This window comes from Streptomyces sp. NPDC056835, assembly GCF_042789485.1.
Classification (GTDB): domain Bacteria; phylum Actinomycetota; class Actinomycetes; order Streptomycetales; family Streptomycetaceae; genus Streptomyces.
This window is the reverse complement of the sequence record NZ_JBHUBB010000011.1, coordinates 139,593-164,618: the sequence shown is the minus strand read 5'-3', so window position 1 is coordinate 164,618 and position 25,026 is coordinate 139,593. Positions and strand designations below refer to the sequence as shown.

Genomic DNA, 25,026 nt, shown 5'->3' with positions numbered 1-25,026 from the left:
TGCGGGGGCTTTTGCGTACCCGCATCCCCGTGCATTATTAGTCATGTCAGGAAACAAATAAGGTCGGCACGTGCCGGACCTGAGGTATCGAAGGCGGCCACAGTCATGACGGAACGCTTCACACCCACCCCCGAGGACAAGTTCAGCTTCGGCCTCTGGACGGTGGGCTGGCAGGGCAAGGACCCGTTCGGCGACGTGACCCGCCCGGCGCTGGATCCCGTCGAATCGGTTCACCGACTCGCGGAGCTCGGTTCGTGGGGTGTGACCTTCCACGACGACGACCTCATTCCGTTCGGCTCGACGGAGGCGGAGCGTGAAGGGCACATCAAGCGGTTCAGGCAGGCGACCGAGGAGACCGGCATCACGGTCGAGATGGTCACCACCAACCTCTTCACCCATCCCGTCTTCAAGGAGGGCGGCTTCACCGCGAACGACCGCGACATCCGCCGCTACGCGCTGCGCAAGGTGCTGCGCAATGTCGACCTCGCGGCCGAGCTGGGCGCCAGGACCTTTGTCGCCTGGGGCGGCCGTGAGGGCGCCGAGTCGGGCGGCGCCAAGGACATCCGCCTCGCCCTCGACCGGATGAAGGAGGCGTTCGACCTGCTCGGGGAGTATGTCGTCGAGCAGGGCTACGACCTCAAGTTCGCCATCGAGCCGAAGCCCAACGAGCCGCGCGGCGACATCCTGCTGCCCACCGTCGGCCACGCCCTGGCGTTCATCGACCGCCTGGAGCGCCCCGAGCTGTTCGGCGTCAACCCCGAGGTCGGCCACGAGCAGATGGCCGGGCTCAACTTCCCGCACGCCATCGCCCAGGCCCTCTGGTCGGGCAAGCTCTTCCACATCGACCTCAACGGCCAGCACGGCACCCGCTACGACCAGGACCTGAGGTTCGGCGCCGGAGACCTGCGCGCCGCCTTCTGGCTGGTCGACCTGCTGGAGAACGCGGGCTGGCAGGGCGCACGGCACTTCGACTTCAAGCCGCCGCGCACCGAGGACTTCGACGGAGTGTGGGCCTCCGCCGCCGGCTGTATGCGCAACTATCTGATCCTCAAGGAGCGCGCCGCCTCCTTCCGCGCCGACCCGCTCGTCCAGGAGGCGCTGCGCGCCTCCCGCGTGGACGAACTGGCCCAGCCGACCGCCCCCGAGGGTGTGACCGCGCTGCTGGCCGACCGCACCGCCTACGAGGAGTTCGATGTCGACGCCGCCGCCGCGCGCGGCATGGCGTTCGAGCACCTTGACCAGCTCGCCATGGACCACCTCCTCGGCGTCCGCTGAGAGCAGAGGCCGCGGGGGCTGTGCCGCGGGCGCGCGGGACGGGCGTACGTCAGCCCGTCCCGCGCGCCTCGCGGTGTACGTACGCCACCGGATCGGCCAGCACCGCCTGGACGACCAGAGCCGCCGCGCCGCGTGCCGCGTCCCCCGCCGAGGAGGACCCGCGCAGCCGCCCGCTGTCGCTCTCCCACAGACCCGACACCACCCGGGCGGTCAGCTCCCGGTCCGCCGCCGGCGAGAGCCAGGGCATCAGCTCCCGGTAGATCCCGCCGAGGACGACCGCGTCCGGATCGAAGAGATTCACCGCGCCCGACAGCACCCGGCCCAGCGTCCGCCCGGCCCGCTCCACGGCGGCGACGGCCTGCGGGTCGCCCGCGTCCGCCCGCAGCCCCAGCTCGGCCACGCCCGGCACTCCCGCGTTCTCGTCGATCCCGGCCGCCCGCAGCAGCGCGGACTGGCCCGCGTACTGCTCCAGACATCCCCGGGACCCACAACGGCACAGCGGACCCTCCGGATCGACGACCACATGGCCGATCTCCCCGGCGAACCCATGGGCCCCGCGCAGCAGGTCGCCGTTGAGCACCAGTGCGCCGCCGACGCCGATCTCGCCCGTCAGATAGAGGAAGGTACGCAGCGGCCCGAGCTCGCCGAACCACAGCTCCGCCAGCGCCGCCAGATTGGCCTCGTTCTCCGAACTCACCGGCAGCGGCGGCAGTTCGGGACGCAGTTCGGCCAGCGCGGCGGCGAACAGCTCGTCGGCGGGAACGAGGTTCCAGCCGAGGTTCGGGGCCTGTCGGACCGTACCGCCCGACACCAGCCCCGGCAGGGCGAGTTGAACCCCGACCGGCAGCAAGTCCTGCTGGGCGGCGGACTCCAGGGTGCGGGCGGCGATCCTGGCGCAGCGGGCCAGCACATCGGTGGGCCGGGAGCCCCGGTTGTCGAGGTGTTCGGTCAGCCGGACCCGGTCGGTGCCGGACAGGTCGACCACGCACACCGACACATAGTCGATATTGATCTCGACGCCGATGCCCGCGGGTCCCGTGCGCGTCACCTTCAGCACCGTGCCGGGGCGCCCGGCCTGACCGCTGAACGTCTTGCCGGACTCGGAGAGGAACCCGCTGTCCAGCAGCTGTTCGACCAGGGACGACACGGCCGCCCGGGTCAGGCCCACCCGCGCCGCGACACCGGCCCGGGTCGCCTCGCCCTCGTCCCGTACCGCTCGCAGCACAAGGCTCAGATTGTGCCGGCGCACGGTCTCTTTGTCGGCCTTCGGGCCGAGGGAAGTGTGGTTGTTGTTCATCTCGCTGACGAGCCTATGTGATCGGCCCGTGGTGGCGGGAGTGGAGCGCCAAGCCGACCGGCCGATCAGTCGGTCCCGCTCCAGGAGAGGACCCGGGGCCGGACGGACGCTAGCCCCGCTGTGCCGGTACCGTCCCCGCCGTGCCGTCCGGCGTCCAGGACGGGGCCGTGCCGGTCAGCTGGCAGACCATGAGGTAGAAGGGGATCGGCGGGGTGTACGGCGTGGGGTCCTCCGGCCAGTGGATCAGCCGGGGGTGCGTCGCGGGTACGGTCGTCCCCGCGACATAGCGGGCCGGGGACGGCCAGGTCAGATCGAGGTCCGAGCCCGCGGGAACGATCCACCACCACCACTCGGCGTCGGCGAAGACACAGCCCTTCCTCGGCAGCCGCGCCATCAGCCGGAAGCCGTGCTGCGCCGGGACTCCCACGGCGTCGCACCCCAGCGAGGCGGGCAGGGTCGGCGGCAGCGGCAGCTGTACGTGTCCGGGAGACGACTCCGTGCGCAGGCCGCGCGAAATGCGCTGCAGCGCGGTCTTCAGCATGACTGCTCCGCTCCTTGTGGCAGTTCCGCCCAGACGACCCGCCCGGGTCCGTATCCCGAGGTGTCGTGGGCTCCCCAGCTGCCGCATATGGACTCCACGAGAAACAGTCCACGGCCGCCCTCGCCCTCGGCCTCGCCTTCCGCGGTGCGGTGCAGCTGCGGCCCCGTCGGCCCGTACCCCTGGTCCTCCACGGCGATCCGCAGCTTTCCGTTGCTCTGCCGTAGTTCGCAGATGACATGGTCGCCCGCGGCGTGCACCACCGCGTTGGTGACCAGCTCCGATACGACGAGCACCGCGGTCTCGCGGGTCTCCTCGTCCACCTCCCAGGTGACGAGCCGGTCGCGGGTCAGCTGTCTCGCGCGACAGACGGACTCGGCGTGAGCCGGCAATTGAAACCCGTAACGGCGGACAACGTTGCCGGGGCACAGGGCTATGAGCTGGGGGGTGAGCGCGTTACCAGGTGCCACGACCGATTCCTAACGGTGGGGGAGCGGCGTTCGCGCGCAAGACCTCTCCCGTGGCAGAGCGCGACAACCGCGTGAACTGGTTCACCGATCCACTCTCCACCCGCCGAGGACACTTGGCAAGTAGCACTCTGAATTTTCCAGAGTGCCGTGTTCTTCGTGGAAGAGACATGGCAGACTGCTGTCAACCGTGCGTGGGGAGGACCCAAAAGTGAGTGAACCGCGGTCCGCCCCGACCGTGGGACAGGTCGTACTGGGCAGACGCCTACAGGATCTGCGTGAGCGTGCCGGCCTGAAGCGTGAGGAGGCCGCCAAACTCCTCCGCGTGGCACCGGCGACCATACGCAGGATGGAGACGGCCGAGGTCGCTCTCAAGATCCCCTATGTGCAGGTGCTGCTCAGGGCCTATGGGATCCCCGAGGCCGAGGCCGACGCGTTCGTCGAACTCACCGAGGAAGCCAATAAGCCGGGATGGTGGCAGCGGTTCCACGACATCCTGCCCGACTGGTTCAGCATGTATGTCAGCCTGGAGGGGTCCGCCGCGCTGCTCAGGGCGTACGAACCGCACTTCGTCCCCGGGCTGCTCCAGACCGAGGGCTACGCGCGCGCCGTCATGAACGCCGGCGCCGTGGGACAGGCGCAGCCGGAGGACATCGAGCGCCATGTGGCGCTCCGGATGGAACGCCAGTCGCTGCTGACCCGTGCGGACGCGCCCAAATTCTGGGTGATCATGGATGAGACGGTGCTGCGCCGCCCGGTGGGCGACAGCCCGGAGATCATGCGGGAACAGATCGACCGGCTGCTCGAAGCCGCCGCCCTGCCCAATGTGACCCTGCAGATCGCGGAATTCGCGACCGGACACCACCCCGGTACCTACGGGCCGTTCGTGATCTTCCGTTTCGCCGAACCGGAGCTGCCGGACATGGTCTACAGCGAATATCTCACCGGTGCTGTCTACCTCGACGCTCGTCCCGAAGTGGCCACCCACCTGGAGGTCATGGACCGGATGGCGGCCCAGGCCGCAACTGCACAACGCACGAAGGACATCCTCAAGGATGTCCGCAAGGAGCTGTGAATGGATCCCATATACAACGGCATGCCCGCCGCCGACCTCGGCGCCGAAGGCTGGCACAAGCCGTGGAGTGGTGGTAATGGCGGCAACTGCATCGAGGCCATGAAGCTGGCCGACGGCAGAGTCGCCGTGCGCCAGTCCGCCGACCCTGACGGCCCCGCACTGATCTACACCACCAATGAGATCGCCGCCTTCATCCAGGGTGCCAAGTCGGGCCAGGCGGACTTCCTGCTCACCTGATCCCCTCAGCCGGACCCGCTCAGCCGGTCCCCCCAGCCGAACCCGCTCAACCCCTGCTTTCCCCGTTCTCCTCTTCTCCCCATCCGCATATCTCCACTCATCGACGACTCATTGACCTGAGAACCGTGGAGCGCACATGACCGGGCATGACCCGATCGACACCACCAGGCCGCATCCGGCCCGGGTGTACGACTGGTTCCTCGGCGGCAAGGACAATTACCCGGTGGACGAGGAGATGGCGAAGCAGCTTCTCGCACTGGACGCCCGGGGTCCTGAAATGGCCCGGGTCAACCGGGCGTTCATGCACCGCGCCACCCGCTGGCTCGGCACCGAGGGCGGGGTGCGCCAGTTCCTCGACATCGGTACGGGCATCCCCACCGAGCCCAATCTCCACCAGATAGCCCAGGAGGTCGCACCCGACTCCCGGATCGTGTACACGGACAACGACCCGATCGTCCTCAGGCACGCCGAGGCGCTGCTGCGCAGCACCCCGGGGGGCGTCACCGAGTACGTCCAGGCCGATGTGCGCGAGCCGGCGAGCATCATCGAGGCCGCCGGCACGATCCTGGACCTCACCCGTCCGGTCGCGCTCTCGCTCGTCGCGCTGCTCCACTTCGTCTCGGACGAGGACGGCGCGTACGAACTGGTGCGCCAACTGCTCGACCCGCTGCCGTCCGGCAGCTATCTTGTCGTCTCCCACGCCACGGGCGACTTCGACCGGGAGAGCTCGGACCAGGCCCGTGCGCTGTACCGGCAGCGTGGTCTGACCCTGGCCCTCCGTTCGCGGGACGAGTTCGCCGCGTTCTTCACCGGGCTCGATCTGGTCGAGCCCGGGGTCTCGCTGGCCGCCGACTGGCGTCCGGAGCTGGGTGAGGTCGTGCCGGTCCCCGGCAACGAGCCGATCCCGGGGTACGCGGCCGTGGCACGCAAGCTGTAACCGGTAACGGGGGCGCGGCGTCGCAGCACTATTCAGGTGTGCTGCGACGCCGCGCGCAAGTCATGCGGACGCCGCGCGCGAGTGGCTTTCTCCGCTTTCTCAGGCGCCCACTCGGCGTTTGTTCCAGACGTCGAAGCCGACCGCGGCCAGCAACACCAGCCCCTTGATGACCTGTTGGTAGTCCGTGCCGATGCCCACGAGCGACATGCCGTTGTTGAGCACGCCGAGCACCAGCCCGCCGATGATCGCGCCGAAGACCGTGCCGACGCCGCCGCTCATCGAAGCGCCGCCGATGAACGCGGCCGCGATGGCCTCCAGTTCGAAGTTGATCCCGGCCTGGGGCACACCCGCGTTGAGCCGGGCCGCGTAGACGATTCCGGCCAGCGCCGCCAGTACCCCCATATTGACGAAGACGAGGAACGTGACGCGCCTGTCCTTGACCCCGGACAGCTTCGCCGCGGCCTGGTTGCCGCCGAGCGCGTACACATGACGGCCGACGACGGCGTTGCGCATGACGTAGCCGAAGCCGATCAGCAGCGCCGCGAGCAGCAGCAGGACGACCGGCACCCCGCGGTAGCTGGCCAGCGTCATCGTGAAGGCGAGTACGGCGGCGGCGAGCGCCACGCACTTGACGAGGAAGAGGTTACGGGGAAGCACCTCCAGGTCGTACGCCCGCTGCCGGCGCCGGTCCCTGAACTCCTGGAACAGCGCGAACGCCAGCAGCGCCAGCCCCATCAGCAGTGTCGGATTGTGGTAGTTGGTGGCCGGGCCGATCTCGGGCAGATAGCCGGTCGAGATCTTCTGGAAGCCCTCGGGGAACGGGCCGAGCGAACGCGACCCCAGGAAGATCTGCGTACCGCCCCGGAACAGCAGCATCCCGGCGAGCGTGACGATGAATGACGGAATACCGACATACGCGATCCAGAATCCCTGCCAGGCCCCGGCGACCGCCCCGATGAGCAGTCCGAGGACCAGCGCGAGCACCCACGGGATGTCGTGCTCGACCATCATCACCGCGCAGGCGGCGGAGACGAACGCGGCCAGCGAGCCGACCGAGAGATCGATATGGCCCGCGATGATGACGATCATCATGCCGATGGCGAGGACCAGGATGTAGCTGTTCTGGAGCACCAGATTGGTGACGTTGTTCGGCTTGAGGAGGACGCCGTCGGTCCAGATCTCGAACAGGACGACGATCAGGCCGAGCGCGATCAGCATGCCGTACTGCCGCATATCGCGGCGCGCGGCCTCCAGCAGGAGCGCCCCCGTACCGCTCCGCCCGGACGGGGGCGACGGTGGGGATTCCTTCGGTGTGTCGCCCTTCGGCGTACCGGTGGTGACCGGACCCATGTCGACTACCTCGTGTTCTTGGTCATGTGACGCATCAGGACTTCCTGGGTCGCTTCCGCCCGAGGGATCTCACCGGTGAGCCGGCCCGCCGCCATCGTGTAGACGCGGTCGCACATGCCGAGCAGTTCGGGGAGTTCGGAGGAGATGAGGATGATGGCCTTGCCCTCGGCGGCGAGCCGGTCGATGACGGTGTAGATCTCGTACTTCGCGCCGACATCGATCCCGCGCGTGGGCTCGTCGAGGATCAGCACCTCGGGTCCCGCGAAGATCCATTTGCTGAGGACGACCTTCTGCTGATTGCCGCCCGACAGCCGGCCGGCCTGTTCGAAGACCGTCGGCGCCTTGATGTTCATCCTCGCGCGGTACGACTCGGCGACCCGCGTCTCCTCGTGCTCGTCGACCACCCCATGTCTGGCGACCTTCGACAGGGCGCTCAGGGTGATGTTCCGGCCGATGGTGTCGATGAGATTGAGCCCGTACCGCTTGCGGTCCTCGGTGACATACGCGATGCCGTGCGCGACGGCCTCCGGCACCGTCCGCGTACCGATCTCCCGGCCGTCCTTGAGTACGGTCCCGCTGATGTTCCTGCCGTACGAGCGGCCGAAGACACTCATCGCCAGCTCGGTGCGGCCCGCGCCCATCAGCCCCGCGATCCCGACGATCTCGCCCCTGCGCACCTGGACCGAGACACCGTCGACGACCTTGCGCTGCTGGTCGATCGGGTGGTGCACCGTCCAGTCGCGCACCTCCAGCGCGGGGTGGGCGGCCGGATCGCCCTCGTAGGGGGTGCGTTCGGGAAAGCGGTGGTCGAGATCGCGGCCGACCATGCCCCGGATGATCCGGTCCTCGGTGGTCGACCCGGCCTTCACATCAAGGGTCTCGATGGTCCGGCCGTCCCGCAGGATCGTGACGGAGTCGGCCACCTCCGCTATCTCGTTCAGCTTGTGCGAGATGATGATCGAGGTGATGCCCTGCTCCTTCAACTCCCTTATCAGCAGCAGGAGCTGGGCGCTGTCGCCATCGTTGAGCGCGGCGGTCGGCTCGTCCAGGATCAGCAGCTTCACCCTCTTGGCGAGCGCCTTCGCGATCTCCACGAGCTGTTGCTTGCCGACCCCGATATCGGCGACCCGGGTCCCCGGACGCTCGTCCAGACCCACCCGCTTGAGCAGCGAGGCGGCGTGTCCGAGGGTGTCGTTCCAGCTGATGAAGCCACGGGTGGCGTGCTCGTTGCCGAGGAAGATGTTCTCCGCGATCGACAAGTAGGGGATCAGGGCCAGTTCCTGATGGATGATCACAATCCCCTGGGCCTCACTGGCCCTGATGTCGCGGAAGGCGCAGAGAGAGCCCTCGAACAGGATCTCCCCGTCGTAACTGCCGTACGGATGAACCCCGCTGAGCACCTTCATCAGTGTCGACTTGCCCGCGCCGTTCTCACCGCAGACGGCGTGCACCTCGCCCCGGGCGACCGTGAGGCTGACATCGGAGAGCGCCCTGACCCCCGGGAAGGTCTTCACGATGGAGCGCATCTCCAGGACCGGGGCCGGCCCGTCGGGGTGGCCGTCGGTCATGACAGATCACTCGCCTTGATATAGCCGGAATCCACCAGCTCCGCCCGGTAGTTGGACTTGTCGACGCTGACCGGATCGAGCAGATAGGACGGGACGACCTTCACCTCGTTGTCATAGGTCTTCTCGTCATTGACCTCCGGCTTCTTGTCGTTGAGCACGGCGTCCGCCATCCGCACGGCCTGCTTGGCCAGCGCGCGGGTGTCCTTGTAGACCGTCTGCGTCTGCTGGCCCGCGATGATCGACTTGACCGAGGCGATCTCCGCGTCCTGCCCGGTGACCAGCGGATACGGCTGGGCCGCCGTACCGTAACCGTCGGACTTGAGCGCCGACAGGATGCCGATGGAGATGCCGTCGTACGGCGAGAGCACCGCGTCCACCCGCTGCGATCCGTACGCCCCGGTCAGCAGGTCGTCCATCCGCTTCTGCGCGGTGCCGCCGTCCCAGCGCAACGTGGTGACCTGGTCCAGCGCGGTCTGCCCGCTCCGTACGACGAGCTGCTTCCCGTCGATGTACGGCTTGAGGGTCTTCCACGCGCCGTCGAAGAAGTAGCGGGTGTTGTTGTCGTCCGGCGAACCGGCGAACAGCTCGATGTTGAACGGGCCCTCCTTGCCGCCGTCCTTCAGACCCAGCTTCTCGATCAGGTAGGTGGCCTGGAGGACGCCGACCTTCTCGTTGTCGAAGGACGCGTAGTAGTCGACGTTCTTCGTGCCGAGGATCAGCCGGTCGTAGGAGATCACCTTGATGTTCCGGTCGGCCGCCTGCTGGAGGACATCGCTGAGGGCCCGGCCGTCGATGGCCGCGACCACCAGAACGTCCACGCCCTTGGTGATCATGTTCTCGATCTGGGCGACCTGTTGGGCAACGTTGTCCTCGCCGTACTGGAGGTTGGTCTCGTAGCCCAGCTTCTCGAACTGGGCGACCATGTTCGCGCCGTCGGCTATCCAGCGCTCGGACGACTTGGTCGGCATGGCGATACCGATGGTGGAGCCCGCGCTGTCCTTCGTGTCGTCCTTGCTGCCGCCCTCGCTGTTCTGCCCGCAGGCGGCGAGGGAGAGGACCAGCGATACGGCGGTGACGGCGAGTGCGGCTCGGCGAGTGCGCATGGGGGCATCAGTCCTTGTCCGGGGTCGTGGCTGGTACGAGGTCCTGGCTGGTCTTGGTCCTGGCCGGCCTGTGGTCATGGCTGGTCCGGGGTCAGGGGAAAGCGGCTGAGCGGACCGGGCAGCCGGGAGCCGAGCGGCGACATTCCGCCGTCGGCGCCGTGCCGGATGAGCAGATCGAGGACGAGCCGGCCCCGGCGGACCCGTTCGCGGGCGCTGCTGAGGGCGGTGTCCCGCACCTGGGCGCCGTACGGATAGATTCCGGGCGACTTCGACAGTCCGAACTTGAGATACAGCGGGGCGCCGCGCCGGATCAGCTCCGCCGTCTCGTACATCCGCACATAGCCGCCGAGATCGTCGGGCGCCTCGATATAGAGGTCCATCGGCGCCCGGCTCGCCCGGCGGATCTCGCTGAAATGCGCGAGCGCCAGATCCGAGGGGATATTGATCGAGTCGGCGCCCAGCTGCTCGAACACCGCGTACGACGCCGGGTTGACCGGGCCGATCAGCGCCGACACCTTGATCGTGGTGTCGGCGGGCAGCACGCCCCGGGCACGCAGCCGGTGCAGGGTCCACAGCACGCCCTCGTCCGCGACGAGCAGGCACTTCACCCCGAGCCCGGTCGCGCGCAGGGCGTCCTCGACACAGCCGGCCAGGGCGTCATGTCCCCGGGCGCGCAGTCCCGCGCCGCCGGAATCCGTACGGGTCGAGCCGCCGGTGTCCCAAGTCCCGCGCGGCCCGGTGAACAGGCACAGCTCGATGTCGCGGGCCGCGCAGGCGTCGGCCATCTCGGTGATGTCGGCGTCGGAGAGCATCCAGACGCCGCTGCCCTGGCTGACGCGGTGGATGGGCACATCGAGACGGGCCGACTCCTTGAGGACCTCCGCCAGGCACTCGAGGCCCTCGACCGAGGGGATCTCGGTACGCCAGCGGCCACCGTCGGGGAATGTGTGCGGGGAGGCGTCCGCGGGGTGGGGTGCGGGCGCGGTCAGTCCGAGCGTGGTGAGCGCCGGTTCGCCGGGGCGGCGGGGGGCGGGGGCTGATACGTCGGTCACGGACGAGTCCTCCGGTTCGGTGGTGCGCGGTGTGGTGCGGGTCCGGACCCGGGTCAGGGGCGCAGCAGCACCTTTCCGGTGCCGGGAGCGCCGCCGCCGACCAGCGCCACGGCCTCGCCGTACCGCTCCAGCGGGAATTCATGGGTGATCAGCGGGGCCGGGGCCAGCAGCCCGGCGCTGAACGCCCGTACGGCGAAGGCCCAGGCGGCGGACGGCGCGCCGAAGACACTCCGTACCGTCAGCTGATTCAGCGTCAGCAGTACGGGATCGATCCCGGCCGCGCCGGGGGCGAACATGCCCGTGAGCACCACCCGGCCGCCGCGCCGGGCCAGCAGACAGGACGAGGCGGCCGTGGACGGTGCGCCCGCGGTCTCCACCACCAGGTCGTACCGGCCGCGCAGTTCCTTCGTGTCCTCGGGCCTCCCGGTCAGGGTCGCGCCGAACCGCGTCGCCAGCACGGTCCGTTCGGTCCGTGGATCGATCACCGCCAGCTCGGCGGGGGAGGAGGCCCCGAGCAGCTGTACGGCGAGGAGCCCCAGCGTGCCCGCGCCCACCACCGCGATCCGCTCACCGGGCTCAGGCCGGCAGGACCGTACGGCCGCGGCCACCACGGCGGCCGGTTCCAGCAACGCGGCGGCCCGCAGATCCGCGTCGTCGGGGAGCGGATGCAACAGCCGTGCGGGCACCACGACATGGTCGGCGAACGCGCCGGGAACGGTGAAGCCCGTCTCGTCGTAGCCGCCGGCGCACAGCGACGTCTCACCGGCCCGGCACCGCGCGCAGGTCCCGCAGGCACGGAACCCCTCGGCGACCGTGGCGCGGCCGGTCAGCCGCGCGTCGACGCCCTCGCCCACCGCGTCGACCGTCCCCGCCCATTCATGACCCGGCGTCACCGGATAGCGCACATAGGCCGGGTCGCGACGGCCGTCGTAGACCTCGCGGTCGCTCATACAGATCCCGGCGGCGGCGACCCGTACCCGCACCTCGCCGGGCCCGGGGACGGGCACAGCACCGCTCACCAGCCGGTGGACGCCGGGCCGGTCGACGACGATCGCCCGACCGGCCGCTGCGTCCGCGGCCCGGCCGGTCATCGCGGTTCCTTCGGGTCGCGCTTCTCCCAGCCCTCGGCCCACAGGTCGAACCGCGCGTGCTGCTGCGGGAATTCGGCCGCCGCCGCCACATCCAACTCGACCCCGAGACCCGGCGCGTACGACACCTCGAAACAGCCCGTCTCGGGATCGACCTCAGGAGCGCCGGTCACGACCTTCTTGATCTCCGCGTCCGCGAAGTCATTGAAGTGCTCAAGGATCTTGAAGTTCGGTGTGCAGGAGGCCAGTTGAAGGCTCGCGGCGGTCAGCACCGAACCGCCGACATTGTGCGGCGCGATCAGTGTGTAGTGCGTCTCGGCGGTCGCGGCGAGCTTCCGGGTCTCCAGGATGCCGCCGATGTGCCCCACGTCCGGCTGGATGATGTCGGCCGCCTGCGACTCGAACAGCTCACGGAACTCGATCCGGTCATGGATCCGTTCACCGGTCGCGATCGGCAGCTCGACCTTCCCGGCGACCTTGCTCAGCGCCTTGAGATTCTCCGGCGGCACCGGCTCCTCCAGCCAGGCCGGAGCGTACGGCGCCAGCTCGCGCGCCAGCCGTACGGCGGTCGACGGGCTGAACCGGCCGTGCATCTCCAGCATCAGCTCCGCGTCGGGCCCGATCGCGTCCCGTACCGCCTCGATCAGCGCCACCGCCTCGTTCGACGCCGCCCGGTCCAGCTCGAAGTGGCCGGTGCCGAACGGGTCGATCTTCAGGGCCCGGTAGCCGCGCGCGATCACCGCCTCGGCCGCCTTGTGATACGCCTCCGGGGTCCGTTCCGTGGTGTACCAGCCGTTGGCGTACGCCTTGACCCGGTCGGTGACCTTGCCGCCGAGCAGCTGCCACACCGGCACGCCCAGCGCCTTGCCCTTGATGTCCCAGCAGGCCATCTCCACGACCGCGATGCCCGACATCACGATCTCGCCGGCCCGCCCGTAATCGCCGTACTTCATCCGCCGTACGAGATCCTCGACGGCGAACGGGTCCGAGCCCTGGATGTGGTTGGCCTCGGCCTCGCGCAGATAGCCGAGCAGCGCGTCCGTTCTGCCGAGCATCCGGGTCTCGCCGACCCCGGTGAGCCCTTCGTCCGTATGAACGAGGACATAGGTGAGGTTACGCCAGGGCGTACCGACCACGTGTGTGCTGATTCCCGTCATGCGCACGGAAGTTGCCCTCATCTCGTTCGGTATTTCGTCACCCGTTCGAAATCGTGGCGTGACGGTATTCAGGCACTCCGAAGGGTGTCAATGGGTAGCGCGGCGGCTAGCCTGTGTTCGTCATTCCGGCCGATGGCCGAGACACCGAACAAGAGGGGTGGGTGAGCGGTCGTGGGACGGCTGGTCCCCGCGGTGACGCGGGCCCTGGACATACTCGAACTTTTCCTGGACGGCGACGGCACGCTCACCGCGCCGGATGTCATCAGGAAACTCCAACTGCCGCGCACCACCGTGCACGAACTGCTCACCACGCTCGCGGCCCGCTCGTATCTGGCGGCCGTCCCGGGACAGCCCGGGCGCTACCGGCTCGGTGTGCGCTCCTACCAACTCGGCAGCAGATACGCGGAGCAGCTCGATCTGGCCGCCGAAGGCGGGCATGTCGCCCGCGAGATCGCCGAGACGTGCGACGAGACCGTACACGTCGCGATCCTGGAGGAGACCGATGTCATCTACATCGCGAAGGTGGACTCCACGCACGCGGTCAGGATGGTCTCGGCGGCCGGCCGCAGGCTGCCCGCCCACTGCACCTCGGTCGGCAAGATGCTGCTCGCCTCACTGCCCGCCGACGAGCTGGAGAATCGTATCGCCGGGCACGAGTTCACCGCGATGACGCCCGCCAGCATCACCGATCCGGAGGTACTGCGGGCGGAACTGGCGGGGATCAGGGAGCGTGGCGTCGCCGTCGAGCACCGCGAGTCCAACCCCGATGTGAGCTGTGTGGCGGCGCCGGTACGGGACAGCGCGGGCCGGGTCGTCGCGGCCCTGTCCATCTCCGTGCCGATGATCCGGTGGAGCGACGCGCGCGAGGAGGAGCTTGCCCGGCTCGCTGTGAAGGGCGCGGGCGCGCTCTCGGCGCGGCTCGGCCACCGCGGGCGGTGACGAGCCGACGGTGACCGAGGCGGCCGCGGTGCGCTGCCGCGTCCCGATTCGGCCGAGTCCGATTCGCTCCGGTACTCGCAACCGGTCGGCCCAGCCCCTCAGGGCTGAGAGCGGACGGCACCCGCGTCCCGTGCCAGTTCCGGGATGTCGGTCCACCGGTCCTTGCCGCCCAGGGAGAGAAATTGCTCTTCGAGCAGGACCAGCAGGGCAGCAACCGTCATCAGGCCGCCGACCAGGAAGACACCACGCACACCAAGGTGGGAGAGCAGCAGGCCACCCGCGAAGGCACCGGCCGCCACGCCCGAGTTGTAGGCGGCGCCGTTCGCGGCGATGGCCGTTTCCGTCCGGCCTGGCGCGAAGTGCATGACCTGGCTCTGCGTGGCCATGAAGACGGGCCCCACGGAGGCACCAAGGAACATCACCATGATCACCGCCACGATCCGCGACCCACCGGCCGCGTACAAGCCCAGCAGCGCCACCGCCTGCGTCGTCACGGGGAGGGCGAGGGTCGCCCGTGGCCAGCGGTCGAGGAACCGCCCGTACACCGCGACGCCGACGATGCCGGCGATACCGAAAGCCAGGAGAACGGTGCTGACGGAGGACTCGCCGAACCCGCTTTCGTCCACGAGGAACTGGGAGATGTACGTGTACCCGGCGAAGACGCCGGTGACCGTGAGCCCGGTGACGGTCAGTACGACCGCGAACCGGCGGGTGTCCGGCGCGACACCGCGCACGGCGTGTCCTTCTTCCGGGCGGGACGTCGGCAGCACGGCGGCGATCACGATGAAGGAAGGGATGGCGATCGTGCCAACCACCAGGAACGGCGCCTGCCAGCCGGCGTGCTGGCCCAGCCAGGTGCCGCCGGGCACTCCTAGTACGAGGGCGAGCGAACCGCCCACGGACAGCGCCCCGATGACGCGCCCACGGACATGCGGGGGAAACAGACCGACCGCGACGGGCCCCATCACCGCCCAGAACAGCGCCTGGGCCACCGCGGTGACCAACCTGCCGGCCAGAAGCACCCAGTACGAAGAGACCACGGCCGCCGCAACGCTCGCGAGGAACAGCGCGGCCAGCAGTACGCACAGGACGAGGCGACGCGGAACCGACCGGGTCACCTTGGCGATCGGCACGGAGACGACGGCCACCGTGAGGCCGTAACCGGAGACCAGCAGGCCGACAGCCGGCAACGACTGTCCCAGGTCATCGGACATCAGTTCGAGAATGCCGATCGGCAGATTCTCAGTGGTGTTGAAGGCGAACGCGCCCAACATCAGTGCACCGACCACGGCCACACCACGCCGGTCTGTCGTCGTACCCGTCGTCATCCATCCCCCCACGTGTCCAGTCCATACACCGAAGTGCGGTGCATCAGATGACCGATCGTTGTCATCTTGCCAGGTCAGCGGGTCAGGGCAGGCCGAATGTCTACGTCGCCCGGATCGTTGTCCCGGACGACCGGCCCGACTTCTGAACGGCCGGCAGACGGTGTGGAGGCGCCGGGCGCTTTCACACCGCCCCACGAGCCCGGTGTGCCCGGCACCGCCCCGCGATCAGCGCGTGTGGCTGACCGCGAGGTCGAGGTGGAGGGACAAGCCGTGGGAGCGGGCGGTGACCGCGACGCGGATGCCGGCGTCGATGAGGGCCGGCCCCATGTGGGAGGGGCGCGGCTCGGCGGCGAGAATGGGCGCATGGCCCGACGCCCCGCACGCCCCAGCCGCCCCGCACGCCCCGGCCGGTCCGCCGTCACCGCCGGCTCGCCCTGCCCCTGCGGGCTGGACGCCACGTACGGCGCCTGCTGCGGACGGTTCCACACCGGTCCCGCCTCCGCGCCCACCGCCGAGCTGCTGATGCGCTCCCGCTACAGCGCCTTCGCCGTCCTCGACGCGGCCTATCTGCTGCGGTCCTGGGACCCGGCCACCCGCCCGCCGACCGTCGATCTCGACCCCGCGACGCGCTGGACCGGCCTGGAGGTCCTGGACACCACCGACGGCAGCCCGTTCCACACCACGGGCACGGTCACCTTCCGGGCGCGTTTCACCCAGCGGGGCGAGCCGGGTGTCCTGGAGGAGCGCAGCCGGTTCGCGCGCCACGACGGCGCCTGGGTGTACGTGGGGCACGCGTGAACGACGCCCCCGAGCGACGCGCTTACATGAAAGCCGACCCACCGAGTACCCCCGGCCCCACCACCGTCGCCGCACCGCCGCACCTTCAGCTGATCTGGACCGATCCGGTCACCGGACGGCAGGGATTCGTCGTCATCGACCGGCTGGTCAGAGGCGTCGCCAGCGGAGGACTCCGCATGCGCGAGGGCTGCACACTCGACGAAGTGCGCGGCCTGGCGGCCGGAATGACCCGTAAGGAAGCGCTCCACTACGACCCGGCCGGCCGCTACGTCCCGCTCGGTGGCGCGAAGGGCGGCATCGACTGCGGGCCGCACGACCCGGAGGCGCGGGCCGTCCTCGGGCGTTTCCTCGACGCCGTACGGTCCGTCCTGAAGCACCACTGGACCACCGGCGAGGACCTGGGACTGCGCCAGGACACCATCGACGAAGTCCTCGCCGAACTGGGCCTGGGCAGTTCCATCGAGGCCATCTACCCGCTGCTGGACGATGCCGCGGAAGCACGCGAACGACTGGCGGACGCGTTCGCCATCGCTGTCGACGGTATTCCGCTCCCCGAACTCGTCGGCGGCCTCGGTGTCGCCGAATCGGCCCTCACCGCGCTCGACCACCTCGGTATCGCCCGCACGTCGGCACGGGCCGTCGTCCAGGGATTCGGATCGATGGGGGGCGCGACCGCACGCTATCTCGCCCGGGCGGGTGTCACCGTGGTGGGGCTGGCCGACGCCCGGGGAGTGATCGTCAACCCTGAAGGGCTCGACGTGGAGCGACTGCTCCTCACCCGCGACGGCCTGGGCGGAATCGACCGCTCACGGCTGCGCCCCGGCGACTCCCGGACCGCCGCCGACGACGCGTGGCTCGACATCGACTGCGAGATCCTCGTCCCGGCGGCGGTCTCCTACTGCGTCGACGCGTCCAACCAGGCGCGGATCACGGCCCGGATCATCGCCGAGGCCGCCAACATGCCCACGCTCCCCGAGGCGGAAGCCGCGCTGCACGCGCGCGGCACCCTGGTCCTGCCGGACTTCGTGGCCAACTCGGCGACGAACGCCTGGTGGTGGTGGACGCTCTTCGGTGACATCGGCGCCGACTCCGCCCAGGCCCACGCGAAGGTGAGGGAGGCCATGCGCCGCCTCACCACCGACATGCTCTCGGACGCCGAGAAGCACGGCGTCACACCGCGTGAAGCGGCTCTCGGAGTGGTCGACCGCAAGATCGCTCACATCGAGGCCAGGTTCGGCCGGCACGCCGGGGCCGCCGGAACAGCACACCCCATCGCAGGCGGCCCTGGCGGCCCGCGCTGAGGCCAATCGCCTGTTCACCCTCACCCTCACCCTCGCGCCGAGCGAAGACTCGCTGTCCGACCGCGTCGGACCGTTTCGAACGCGGAGGCCGGGACCGTCCCGGCCTCCGCGCGAGGGCACGGCAATGACGAACTCACTGCTCCAGCACGGCCATGGCCGCGTTGTGCCCGGGGATACCGCTCACACCGCCGCCGCGCACCGCTCCCGCGCCGCAGAGCAGTACGTTCGTGTGCGAGGTCTCCACTCCCCAGCGGCCGGTGCCCTTGTCCTCGTCGGCGAACGGGAACGCCAGCGGCCGGTGGAAGATGTTCCCCCGTGGCAACCGCAGTTCCTCCTCCAGATCGAGGGGTGTCTTCGCCTCGACGCACGGCCTGCCGTCCTCGTCCCGTACCAGACAGTCGGCGATCGGCTCGTCCAGCACCGCGTCGAGTTCGGCGAGAGCCGCCTTGAGCAGGGCCTCCCGCTTTGTGTCGTTGTCATCCTCGAACAGCCGCGCCGGCGTGTGGACTCCGAACATCGTCAGCGTCTGGTAGCCGCGGGCGACCAGCTCGGGGGCGAGGACGCTGGGGTCGGTCAGCGAGTGGCAGTAGATCTCCGAAGGCGGTGACGACGGCAGCGCTCCTCCGGCTGCCTCCCGGTAGGCCCTGGCCAGCTGGCCGTAGCCCTCGGCGATGTGGAACGTACCGGAGAACGCCTCGCGCGGGTCGACGGACGTGTCACGCAGCCGCGGCAGCCGGCGCAACAGCATGTTGACCTTGAGCTGGGCGCCCTCGGGCCGGTCGGTCGGAGCCTCGTCGCCGACGAGCCGGGCCAGGGCCTCGGGGGACGCGTTCACCAGGACCTTGCGCGCCGCGACGGTGCCTTCTCCCGCCCGGGTGCGATATGTGACGACGGAGTGGGGATCGTCCGGGTCGATACGGAGCACTTCATGGCCGGTGACGATCTCGGTCCCGGCCGCTCGGGCCGCTCGGGCCAGCGCGTCGGTGAAGGCGCCCATGCCGCCGACCGGGACGTCCCAGTCTCCCGTGCCACCGCCGATCACGTGGTACAGGAAGCAGACGTTCTGGGCCAAGGACGCGTCGTGCGCATCGCTGAAGGTACCGATGATGCCGTCGGTGAGAACGACACCGCGCACCAGGTCGTCCCTGAACCGCTCTTCGATCGCGACACCCAGCGGCTGCTCGAAGAGCATGTGCCAGGCGGCGTCGTCGCCGATCCGCGCGCGCAGCGCCTCGCGGGTGGGCAACGGCTCGGTGAGCGTGGGGAAGACGCTCCGGGCGACGCGCCCGGTCGTGGCGTAGAAGTCCTGCCACGCCTCGTACTCGGCGTCGGATCCCGTGAGGGCCCGGAAGGACGCGCGGGTGCGCTCCTCACCGCCGCCGACGAGCAGCCCGGTCGCACGGCCGTCGCGCACCGTGGGCGTGTAGGAGGCCACGGAGCGCTTCCGTACGGCGAAGCTCAGCCCCAGGTCGTCGACGACCTTCGACGGCAGGAGAGAGACGAGGTACGAATAGCGCGACAGACGCGCGTCCACGCCCGCGAAGGCCCGGGTCGAGACGGCGGCGCCGCCCGTGACGCCGAGACGTTCGAGTACGAGCACGGAGCGCCCCGCCCGAGCGAGATAGGCGGCGGCCACCAGCCCGTTGTGACCACCACCGACGATGACGACGTCGTAGACGTCCTGGGTGAATTCCGCTTGTGCAGCCATGACTCTTGGTAACACGCTCTTGTCGGGGGAGTCACGCCGATGCGCCGCTCACGGGGGCGAGATGGCGGGGACCGCGCCGAGCGGCCGCCTGGCTGGGTGTTCTGTCCGACCGGACAGGGCCTATGAGGCGTGCGCCCCGCGCCCGGCCGTGCGGTCCGGACGTTCCAGCGCGACGAAGCGGCGGCCCGCCACCGCCCACTGCTCGGACGGGGCCCAGCCCGTGGCGCGGGCGTGCCGTACGAGCGCGCGGGCGCCGACCCGGGCCCACGAGAACGCCTCGCCCGGAGCGCCGTTGCCATTGTCGACCCGTACCCGCACGCGCTCGTCCAACTCGGCGTCCATTCCGGCCGCGGCCGTCTCGACGATCAGCGAACCGGGCGTGCCGACCACCCGGGTGAGCCGGGAGAGCAGCGCCAACGGATCTCCACCGATACCGATGTTGCCGTCCATGAGCAGCGCGGTGTGCCAACCACCCTCACGCGGCAGCGGATCGAACACCGACCGCACCAGCGCGCTGCCGCCCGCGCGCACGGCGTGCGCCACGGCAGCCGGGCTGATGTCGATGCCCAGGGAGGGCCGGCCCCGGGACGCCAGCGCCGCCACCAGCCTGCCGGGACCGCAGCCGATGTCGAGTACGGTGCCCCGGCAGCGCTCAAGCACCGTCAGATCCGCGCTGTCGGGCTCCGAGCACCAGCGTTCCACCTCCAGCGGCAGCAGCCAGCCGTCGGAGCGCCGCAGGAAGAGCGGGCCGCGGCCGCTACGCAGCGCGTCGGTGTACGGGTCCGCCTGCCAGGGAGCCGCACGGCGCTGCCGCAGGGCGCCCGCGGCGGGCGACCGGGGCGGGGCCGGGGCGCGCGACTGGGCGCGGGCCTGGGCCTGGGCCTGGGCGGTGGTCTCGGCGGTCGTCATCGCACCCCGGCCCCGGCGAGCCGGCCGAGGGCCGCGGCGAACCGGCTGTCCGGTGCCTCGGCCGCGACCAGCGTGGCGTCCCGCGCGGTGTCGACATCGCGCAACGGCGGCAGATCCCGTACGACGAGTCCCGCGCCCAGCAGCCGAGCGCGCTGTACGGCCCCGGTCTCGGGCACCGACATCGGTACGCCCAGCAGCAGCGCGGGGTCCGGCGCGGCGAGGCCCAGCGCCCAGAACCCGCCGTCCAGAGCGGGCCCGAACCACGCGTCACAGCCCTGCCACGCGTCGGGCGCGAGAGCGGGGGCCAGCAGCTGGGGGGTGAGCTGCGGGGTGTCCATCCCGACGAGCACGGCGGGCCCCGTACAGAGTCCGAAGGCGGCGGCCAGCCGCTCGTCCAGCCCGCCGCCCGACTGAGGTATGACCTCGATCCCGGCCGGCAGCCAGTCTCCCGGAACACCGTCGAGGACGAGCAACCGCCGTCGTACGGGCGCGGCCAGCACCACCGCGAGCGTGTCGCACAGCGCCGCCTCCGCGAGCAGGGCGGCCTCGTCCGGCCGGAAGGGGGGAGTGAGCCGTGTCTTGACGCGCCCGGCCACGGGCGCCTTCGCCAGCACAAGGAGAGTGGTCATCGGGCACCCGCCCGGTTCGTGCCGCTCCGCCCGGCGCGCGAGCCGTCCGTTCCGGCCCCGGCCGGCGGCTCCGCCAGCACTCCGCGCATGTCGTGCACCGCCTGCCAGGTGCCGCGCCAGGTGCCGGTCACCTTCGACCTGCCGGTACGCGGCAGATACGGCACATCGCGTTCCGCCACCCGCCAGCCCGCGTCGGCCGCCCGTACGACCATCTGGAGCGGGTAGCCGCTGCGGCGGTCCGTGAGGCCGAGTCCGAGCAGCGCCTCGCGGCGCGCCGCGCGCAGGGGCCCGAGGTCGTGCAGCCGCAGGCCGGTTCTGCGGCGCAGCATCCGCGCCAGCGCCAGATTCCCGGCCCGCGCGTGCGCCGGCCAGGCCCCGCGCTCCCGCGGCCTGCGGCGGCCGAGCACCAGATCGGCCCGGCCCGCCGCGATCTCCGCCACGAAGCCGGGCAGCAGCCCGGGGTCCAGGGAGGCGTCGCAGTCGCAGAAGCAGACGAACTCCGCCTCGGCCGCGAGCAGTCCGGCATGACAGGCGGCCCCGAATCCGCGCCGCGGTTCGGGCACCACCGTCGCGCCGAGTCCGGCGGCGATCCGCGCCGAGCCGTCGGTCGAGCCGTTGTCGACGACGATCGCGCGCCAGCCTTCCGGTATGTGCTTCAGCACCCATGGCAGGGCCAGGGCCTCGTCGAGACAGGGAAGTACGACGTCAACCGTCGTGGGTTCGGAGGGGGTCACGTCCATCACCGTATGAATTCGGGAACCGACAAAAGGGATGTGAGGCCTTACGAAACACGGACATCGGCGTGGTGGCGACCGGCCCCGGGCCGTTCGGGTCACAGCACACCGCCCGGCGGTCGGAGGACCGGCGCGTACCCGGCGGTCAGAGGACCGCGGCCGCCCGCTGGCCCGCCGCGGCGAACTCCGCCATACCCTCGGCGAATCCGACCGAGGGCCGCCAGCCGAGCTCCGCCCTGAGCCGCGCCGACGACGCCGTGATGTGCCGGACGTCGCCGAGCCGGTACTCCCCGGTGACCACCGGATCGGGGCCGCCGTGCGCCGCCGCCAGCGCCCCGGCCATCTCGCCGACCGTGTGCGGTTCGCCGCTGCCGGTGTTGAACGCGCTCAGCACGCCGGGCTCCCGGATCCGTACGGCACTCAGCGCCAGCGCGTTCGCCGACGCCACATCCCGTACATGAACGAAGTCCCGCTGCTGCCCGCCGTCCTCGAAGACCCGTGGCGCCTCGCCCCGGGCAAGCGAGGAGCGGAAGAACGAGGCGACCCCCGCGTACGGGGTGTCGCGCGGCATCCCCGGCCCGTACACATTGTGGTAGCGCAGCGAGACGGCCCGGCCGCCGGTGGCCCGTGCCCAGGCCGCCGCCAGATGCTCCTGGGCCAGCTTCGTCGCCGCGTACACATTGCGCGGGTCCGTGGCCGCGTCCTCACCGATCAGCCCCGGCGCCAACTCCGCGCCGCAGGACGGGCAGCCGGGCTCGAAGCGCCCGGCGTCCAGGTCACCCACGGTCCGTGGCCCCGGCGCGACCCGGCCGTGCCGGGGGCAGTCGTAGCGGCCCTCGCCGTAGACGACCATCGACCCGGCGAGCACCAGATCCCGCACCCCCGCCTCCGCCATGGCGGTGAGCAGGACGGACGTGCCCAGATCGTTGCAGCTGACGTAGTCGGGGGCGTCCGCGAAGTCCTTACCGAGCCCGACCATCGCCGCCTGGTGGCAGACCGCGTCCACACCCACCAGGGCGGCGGCGAGGGCCGTCCGGTCCCGTACGTCGGCGTGGATCCACTCCGCCTCCGGGGGACGCGGTGGTGGCACGGGGTGTGCCGAGGGCAGCAGGGAGTCCAGGACGACGGGCCGATGGCCGAGGGAGCCGAGAGCGGTGACGATGTGCGAGCCGATGAAGCCCGCGCCTCCGGTGACGAGTACACGCATGGCGGGGACGCTATGCGGCGCCCGGCCGCCACGCGCGGCCACGCGCCGGGGCGTCACAGGTCCGTAAGATCGCGGCCCCCGTGTGGCCGACCTGGTGCGCGCGGGGCGCGCTCAGTGGCCCGGCGCCCGCAGCACCTCCGCCAGGTCGTACCGCACCGGCTCCTCCAACTGCGCGTAGGTGCAGCTCGCGGGCGTACGGTCGGGCCGCCAACGGCGGAACTGCGCGGTGTGCCGGAACCGGTCGCCCTCCATATGGTCGTACGCGACCTCGCACACCCGCTCGGGCCGCAGCGGAAGCCACGACAGATCCTTCGTACCCGACCAGCGGCTCGGCGCGCCCGGCAGCCGGGCGCTCTCGTGCGCCGACTCCTCCGCCCACGCGGCCCAGGGATGGCCCTGCGCCGACTCCATGCGCAGCGGCGCCAGTTCCTCGATCAGCTCCGCCCGGCGCTTCATCGGGAACGCCGCGCACACCCCGACATGCTGGAGCGCGCCCGAGGCGTCGTACAGCCCCAGGAGCAGCGAGCCCACCACGGGGCCGCTCTTGTGGTGGCGGTAGCCGGCGACGACCACATCCGCCGTCCGCTCGTGCTTGATCTTGTACATGGACCGGGTGTCCGGCCGGTACGGCAGATCGAGGGGTTTGGCGATCACCCCGTCAAGACCGGCGCCCTCGTACCGCTCGAACCACTCCTGGGCCACCTCGATATCGCTCGTGGCGGGCGCGAGATACACCGGAGGGTGCAGCACCGCGAAGGCGGCCTCCAGCGCCTCTCTGCGCAGCGCCTGGGGCATGGCGAGCAGTGAGGTGTCCCCGAGGGCGAGCACATCGAAGATCACGAAGCTCGCCGGGGTCCGCTCGGCGAGCAGATCCACCCGGGACTTCGCCGGATGGATGCGTTCGGTCAACCGGTCGAAGTCCAGCCGGTCCTCATGGACGATCACGATCTCGCCGTCCACCACGCAGCGACCGGGCAACTCGGCGCGCAGGGCCCTGACCAGCTCCGGGAAGTACCGGGTCAGGGGCTTCCCGGTTCTGCTGCCGATCACCACCTCGTCGCCGTCCCGGTGGACGATCGCCCGGAAGCCGTCCCACTTGGCCTCGTACTGCATCCCCGGCGGGATACGCGCCACTGACTTGGCGAGCATGGGTTTCACGGGAGGCATCACCGGCAGATCCATGCCCCGATTGTGCTCGGGAACAGCGAGCCGCGCCCGATATGCGCTCCGCGCGGGCCCGGCCTACCGTGGCGCACATGGGTGGTGCAGCGGTGGAGCTGGAAGCGGGCGGCAGGGCCGTACGGCTGTCCAGCCCGGACAAGATCTACTTTCCCGAGCGCGGTTTCACCAAGCTGGATGTCGCGCGCTACTTCCTCGCCGTCGGGCCCGGCATCCTGCGCGCCCTGCGCGACCGGCCCACGACGCTGGAGCGCTTCCCCGAAGGCGTCGACGGCGAGTCCTTCTTCCAGAAGCGCGCCCCCAAGAACCTGCCCGACTGGATCCCCACCGCCCGCATCGACTTCCCCAGCGGCCGTTCGGCCGACGAGATCTGCCCGACGGAGGTCGCCGCCGTCCTCTGGGCGGCCAACCTCGGCTGTCTCACCTTCCACCCCTGGCCGGTGCGCAAGGGCCGCACCGACCACCCCGACGAGCTGCGTATCGACCTCGACCCGCAGCCCGGCACGGACTTCAAGGACGCGGTCGCCGCCGCCCATGAACTGCACGCGTTCCTGGAGGAACAGGGGCTGCGCGGCTGGCCCAAGACCTCCGGAGGACGCGGCCTCCATGTGTTCGTACCGATCGAACCGCGCTGGACCTTCACCGAGGTACGCCGGTGCGCCATCACCGTCGGCCATGAACTGGAGCGGCGGATGCCCGGCCGGGTGACCACCGCCTGGTGGAAGGAGGAACGCGGCCGGCGGATCTTCGTCGACTACAACCAGACAGCCCGCGACCGCACCATCGCCTCCGCCTACTCCGTACGCCCCAAGCCGCACGCCCCGGTCTCCGCGCCGCTGCGCTGGGACGAGCTGGACGAGGTCGCACCGCAGGACTTCGATCTGGCGACGATGCCGGTGCGCTTCACCGAAGTGGGCGATCCGCACGCCGAGATGGCGGACCGGCCGCACAGCCTGGAAGGGCTGCTCGAACTGGCCGACCGCTACGAGCGGGACCACGGCCTCGGGGACATGCCGTACCCGCCGGACTACCCGAAGATGCCGGGCGAGCCGAAGCGGGTCCAGCCGAGCCGGGCCAGGAAAGACGAACCGTAGACGCGGATGTGCCCCCTCTCCGTGGAGAGGGGGCACACACGTGGTGACGCTTCCGC

General features: G+C 70.4%; 24 protein-coding genes. 8 read left to right on the top strand and 16 right to left on the bottom strand.

The window, feature by feature from the left end; genetic code table 11:
* Positions 1 to 105: 105 nt before the first annotated feature.
* Positions 106 to 1,275, top strand: a complete 1,170-nt coding sequence (gene xylA, locus ACFRMN_RS15170; RefSeq protein ID WP_383018882.1) for a xylose isomerase — start codon at positions 106 to 108, stop codon at positions 1,273 to 1,275.
* 49 nt (positions 1,276 to 1,324) lie between these two features.
* On the opposite strand, the gene ACFRMN_RS15165 is transcribed toward xylA, so the two are convergent.
* The 3 genes from ACFRMN_RS15165 to ACFRMN_RS15155 form a co-directional block, all read right to left on the bottom strand.
* Positions 1,325 to 2,572 (bottom strand): ROK family protein, encoded by a 1,248-nt coding sequence (locus tag ACFRMN_RS15165; RefSeq protein WP_383018879.1) that lies wholly within the window; start codon positions 2,570 to 2,572, stop codon positions 1,325 to 1,327.
* Positions 2,573 to 2,681: 109 nt separating this feature from the next.
* Entirely contained in the window at positions 2,682 to 3,113 is a 432-nt protein-coding gene (locus tag ACFRMN_RS15160; protein ID WP_383018877.1) for a hypothetical protein, read from the bottom strand.
* Positions 3,107 to 3,580 carry an ATP-binding protein gene (locus ACFRMN_RS15155; RefSeq protein ID WP_383018874.1) on the bottom strand — a complete coding sequence of 158 codons (474 nt, stop codon included), beginning with the start codon at positions 3,578 to 3,580 and terminating at the stop codon, positions 3,107 to 3,109. Before ACFRMN_RS15155 ends, ACFRMN_RS15160 begins: the two co-directional genes overlap by 7 nt.
* Positions 3,581 to 3,788: 208 nt before the next feature.
* Here ACFRMN_RS15155 and ACFRMN_RS15150 point away from each other — a divergent pair, with 208 nt between their 5' ends.
* The 3 genes from ACFRMN_RS15150 to ACFRMN_RS15140 all read left to right on the top strand — a co-directional run bounded on the left by ACFRMN_RS15150 (position 3,789) and on the right by ACFRMN_RS15140 (position 5,826).
* The gene (locus ACFRMN_RS15150) at positions 3,789 to 4,652 is read left to right on the top strand and encodes a helix-turn-helix domain-containing protein (RefSeq protein WP_383018872.1); all 864 of its coding nucleotides are present in this window, start codon (positions 3,789 to 3,791) and stop codon (positions 4,650 to 4,652) included.
* A complete protein-coding gene (locus ACFRMN_RS15145) occupies positions 4,653 to 4,889 on the top strand; it encodes a DUF397 domain-containing protein (RefSeq protein WP_030350290.1) in 237 nt (78 codons plus the stop codon). It begins immediately after the preceding gene.
* Positions 4,890 to 5,025: 136 nt separating this feature from the next.
* On the top strand, positions 5,026 to 5,826 hold the full coding sequence (locus tag ACFRMN_RS15140; RefSeq protein ID WP_383018869.1) for an SAM-dependent methyltransferase: 801 nt from the start codon (positions 5,026 to 5,028) through the stop codon (positions 5,824 to 5,826).
* Between the two features lie 99 nt (positions 5,827 to 5,925).
* Here ACFRMN_RS15140 and mmsB read toward each other — a convergent pair whose 3' ends face one another.
* The 6 genes from mmsB to ACFRMN_RS15110 form a co-directional block, all read right to left on the bottom strand.
* On the bottom strand, positions 5,926 to 7,176 hold the full coding sequence (gene mmsB, locus ACFRMN_RS15135) for a multiple monosaccharide ABC transporter permease (protein WP_383018866.1): 1,251 nt from the start codon (positions 7,174 to 7,176) through the stop codon (positions 5,926 to 5,928).
* A gap of 5 nt (positions 7,177 to 7,181) precedes the next feature.
* On the bottom strand, positions 7,182 to 8,744 hold the full coding sequence (mmsA, locus tag ACFRMN_RS15130) for a multiple monosaccharide ABC transporter ATP-binding protein (protein WP_383018863.1): 1,563 nt from the start codon (positions 8,742 to 8,744) through the stop codon (positions 7,182 to 7,184).
* Positions 8,741 to 9,847 (bottom strand): multiple monosaccharide ABC transporter substrate-binding protein, encoded by a 1,107-nt coding sequence (gene chvE, locus ACFRMN_RS15125; protein ID WP_383018860.1) that lies wholly within the window; start codon positions 9,845 to 9,847, stop codon positions 8,741 to 8,743. Before chvE ends, mmsA begins: the two co-directional genes overlap by 4 nt.
* Before the next feature lie 74 nt (positions 9,848 to 9,921).
* Positions 9,922 to 10,899, bottom strand: a complete 978-nt coding sequence (locus ACFRMN_RS15120) for a hypothetical protein (protein WP_383018857.1) — start codon at positions 10,897 to 10,899, stop codon at positions 9,922 to 9,924.
* Positions 10,900 to 10,952: 53 nt separating this feature from the next.
* Positions 10,953 to 11,990, bottom strand: coding sequence for a zinc-binding dehydrogenase (locus ACFRMN_RS15115; RefSeq protein WP_383018855.1), 1,038 nt, complete (start codon positions 11,988 to 11,990; stop codon positions 10,953 to 10,955).
* Positions 11,987 to 13,150 carry a mandelate racemase/muconate lactonizing enzyme family protein gene (locus ACFRMN_RS15110; RefSeq protein WP_383018852.1) on the bottom strand — a complete coding sequence of 388 codons (1,164 nt, stop codon included), beginning with the start codon at positions 13,148 to 13,150 and terminating at the stop codon, positions 11,987 to 11,989. Before ACFRMN_RS15110 ends, ACFRMN_RS15115 begins: the two co-directional genes overlap by 4 nt.
* A 165-nt stretch (positions 13,151 to 13,315) precedes the next feature.
* Here ACFRMN_RS15110 and ACFRMN_RS15105 point away from each other — a divergent pair, with 165 nt between their 5' ends.
* Positions 13,316 to 14,083, top strand: coding sequence for an IclR family transcriptional regulator (locus ACFRMN_RS15105; RefSeq protein ID WP_383018850.1), 768 nt, complete (start codon positions 13,316 to 13,318; stop codon positions 14,081 to 14,083).
* 98 nt (positions 14,084 to 14,181) lie between these two features.
* Here the strand turns inward: ACFRMN_RS15105 and ACFRMN_RS15100 are convergent, their stop codons facing one another.
* Positions 14,182 to 15,411 carry an MFS transporter gene (locus ACFRMN_RS15100; protein WP_383018848.1) on the bottom strand — a complete coding sequence of 410 codons (1,230 nt, stop codon included), beginning with the start codon at positions 15,409 to 15,411 and terminating at the stop codon, positions 14,182 to 14,184.
* A 363-nt stretch (positions 15,412 to 15,774) separates the two neighbouring features.
* Here ACFRMN_RS15100 and ACFRMN_RS15095 point away from each other — a divergent pair, with 363 nt between their 5' ends.
* Positions 15,775 to 16,209, top strand: a complete 435-nt coding sequence (locus tag ACFRMN_RS15095; RefSeq protein ID WP_383019085.1) for a YchJ family protein — start codon at positions 15,775 to 15,777, stop codon at positions 16,207 to 16,209.
* Positions 16,210 to 16,235: 26 nt separating this feature from the next.
* On the top strand, positions 16,236 to 17,510 hold the full coding sequence (locus ACFRMN_RS15090; RefSeq protein WP_383018845.1) for a Glu/Leu/Phe/Val dehydrogenase dimerization domain-containing protein: 1,275 nt from the start codon (positions 16,236 to 16,238) through the stop codon (positions 17,508 to 17,510).
* Between the two features lie 133 nt (positions 17,511 to 17,643).
* On the opposite strand, the gene ACFRMN_RS15085 is transcribed toward ACFRMN_RS15090, so the two are convergent.
* From ACFRMN_RS15085 to ACFRMN_RS15060, 6 genes are all read right to left on the bottom strand, one after another.
* The gene (locus ACFRMN_RS15085; RefSeq protein ID WP_383018843.1) at positions 17,644 to 19,218 is read right to left on the bottom strand and encodes a phytoene desaturase family protein; all 1,575 of its coding nucleotides are present in this window, start codon (positions 19,216 to 19,218) and stop codon (positions 17,644 to 17,646) included.
* A 120-nt stretch (positions 19,219 to 19,338) separates the two neighbouring features.
* Complete coding sequence (locus ACFRMN_RS15080) at positions 19,339 to 20,127, bottom strand: class I SAM-dependent methyltransferase (RefSeq protein ID WP_383018840.1); 789 nt, start codon at positions 20,125 to 20,127, stop codon at positions 19,339 to 19,341.
* Positions 20,124 to 20,756: a DUF2064 domain-containing protein gene (locus ACFRMN_RS15075; protein ID WP_383018838.1), complete on the bottom strand. Its 633-nt coding sequence runs from the start codon at positions 20,754 to 20,756 to the stop codon at positions 20,124 to 20,126. Before ACFRMN_RS15075 ends, ACFRMN_RS15080 begins: the two co-directional genes overlap by 4 nt.
* The gene (locus ACFRMN_RS15070) at positions 20,753 to 21,496 is read right to left on the bottom strand and encodes a glycosyltransferase family 2 protein (RefSeq protein ID WP_383018835.1); all 744 of its coding nucleotides are present in this window, start codon (positions 21,494 to 21,496) and stop codon (positions 20,753 to 20,755) included. Before ACFRMN_RS15070 ends, ACFRMN_RS15075 begins: the two co-directional genes overlap by 4 nt.
* A 139-nt stretch (positions 21,497 to 21,635) precedes the next feature.
* On the bottom strand, positions 21,636 to 22,697 hold the full coding sequence (locus tag ACFRMN_RS15065; protein WP_383018832.1) for an NAD-dependent epimerase/dehydratase family protein: 1,062 nt from the start codon (positions 22,695 to 22,697) through the stop codon (positions 21,636 to 21,638).
* Positions 22,698 to 22,808: 111 nt separating this feature from the next.
* Positions 22,809 to 23,879, bottom strand: a complete 1,071-nt coding sequence (locus ACFRMN_RS15060) for an ATP-dependent DNA ligase (RefSeq protein WP_383018829.1) — start codon at positions 23,877 to 23,879, stop codon at positions 22,809 to 22,811.
* Between the two features lie 74 nt (positions 23,880 to 23,953).
* Between ACFRMN_RS15060 and ligD the strand changes: the two genes are divergently transcribed.
* Entirely contained in the window at positions 23,954 to 24,970 is a 1,017-nt protein-coding gene (gene ligD, locus ACFRMN_RS15055) for a non-homologous end-joining DNA ligase (protein WP_383018824.1), read from the top strand.
* Positions 24,971 to 25,026 lie beyond the last annotated feature (56 nt).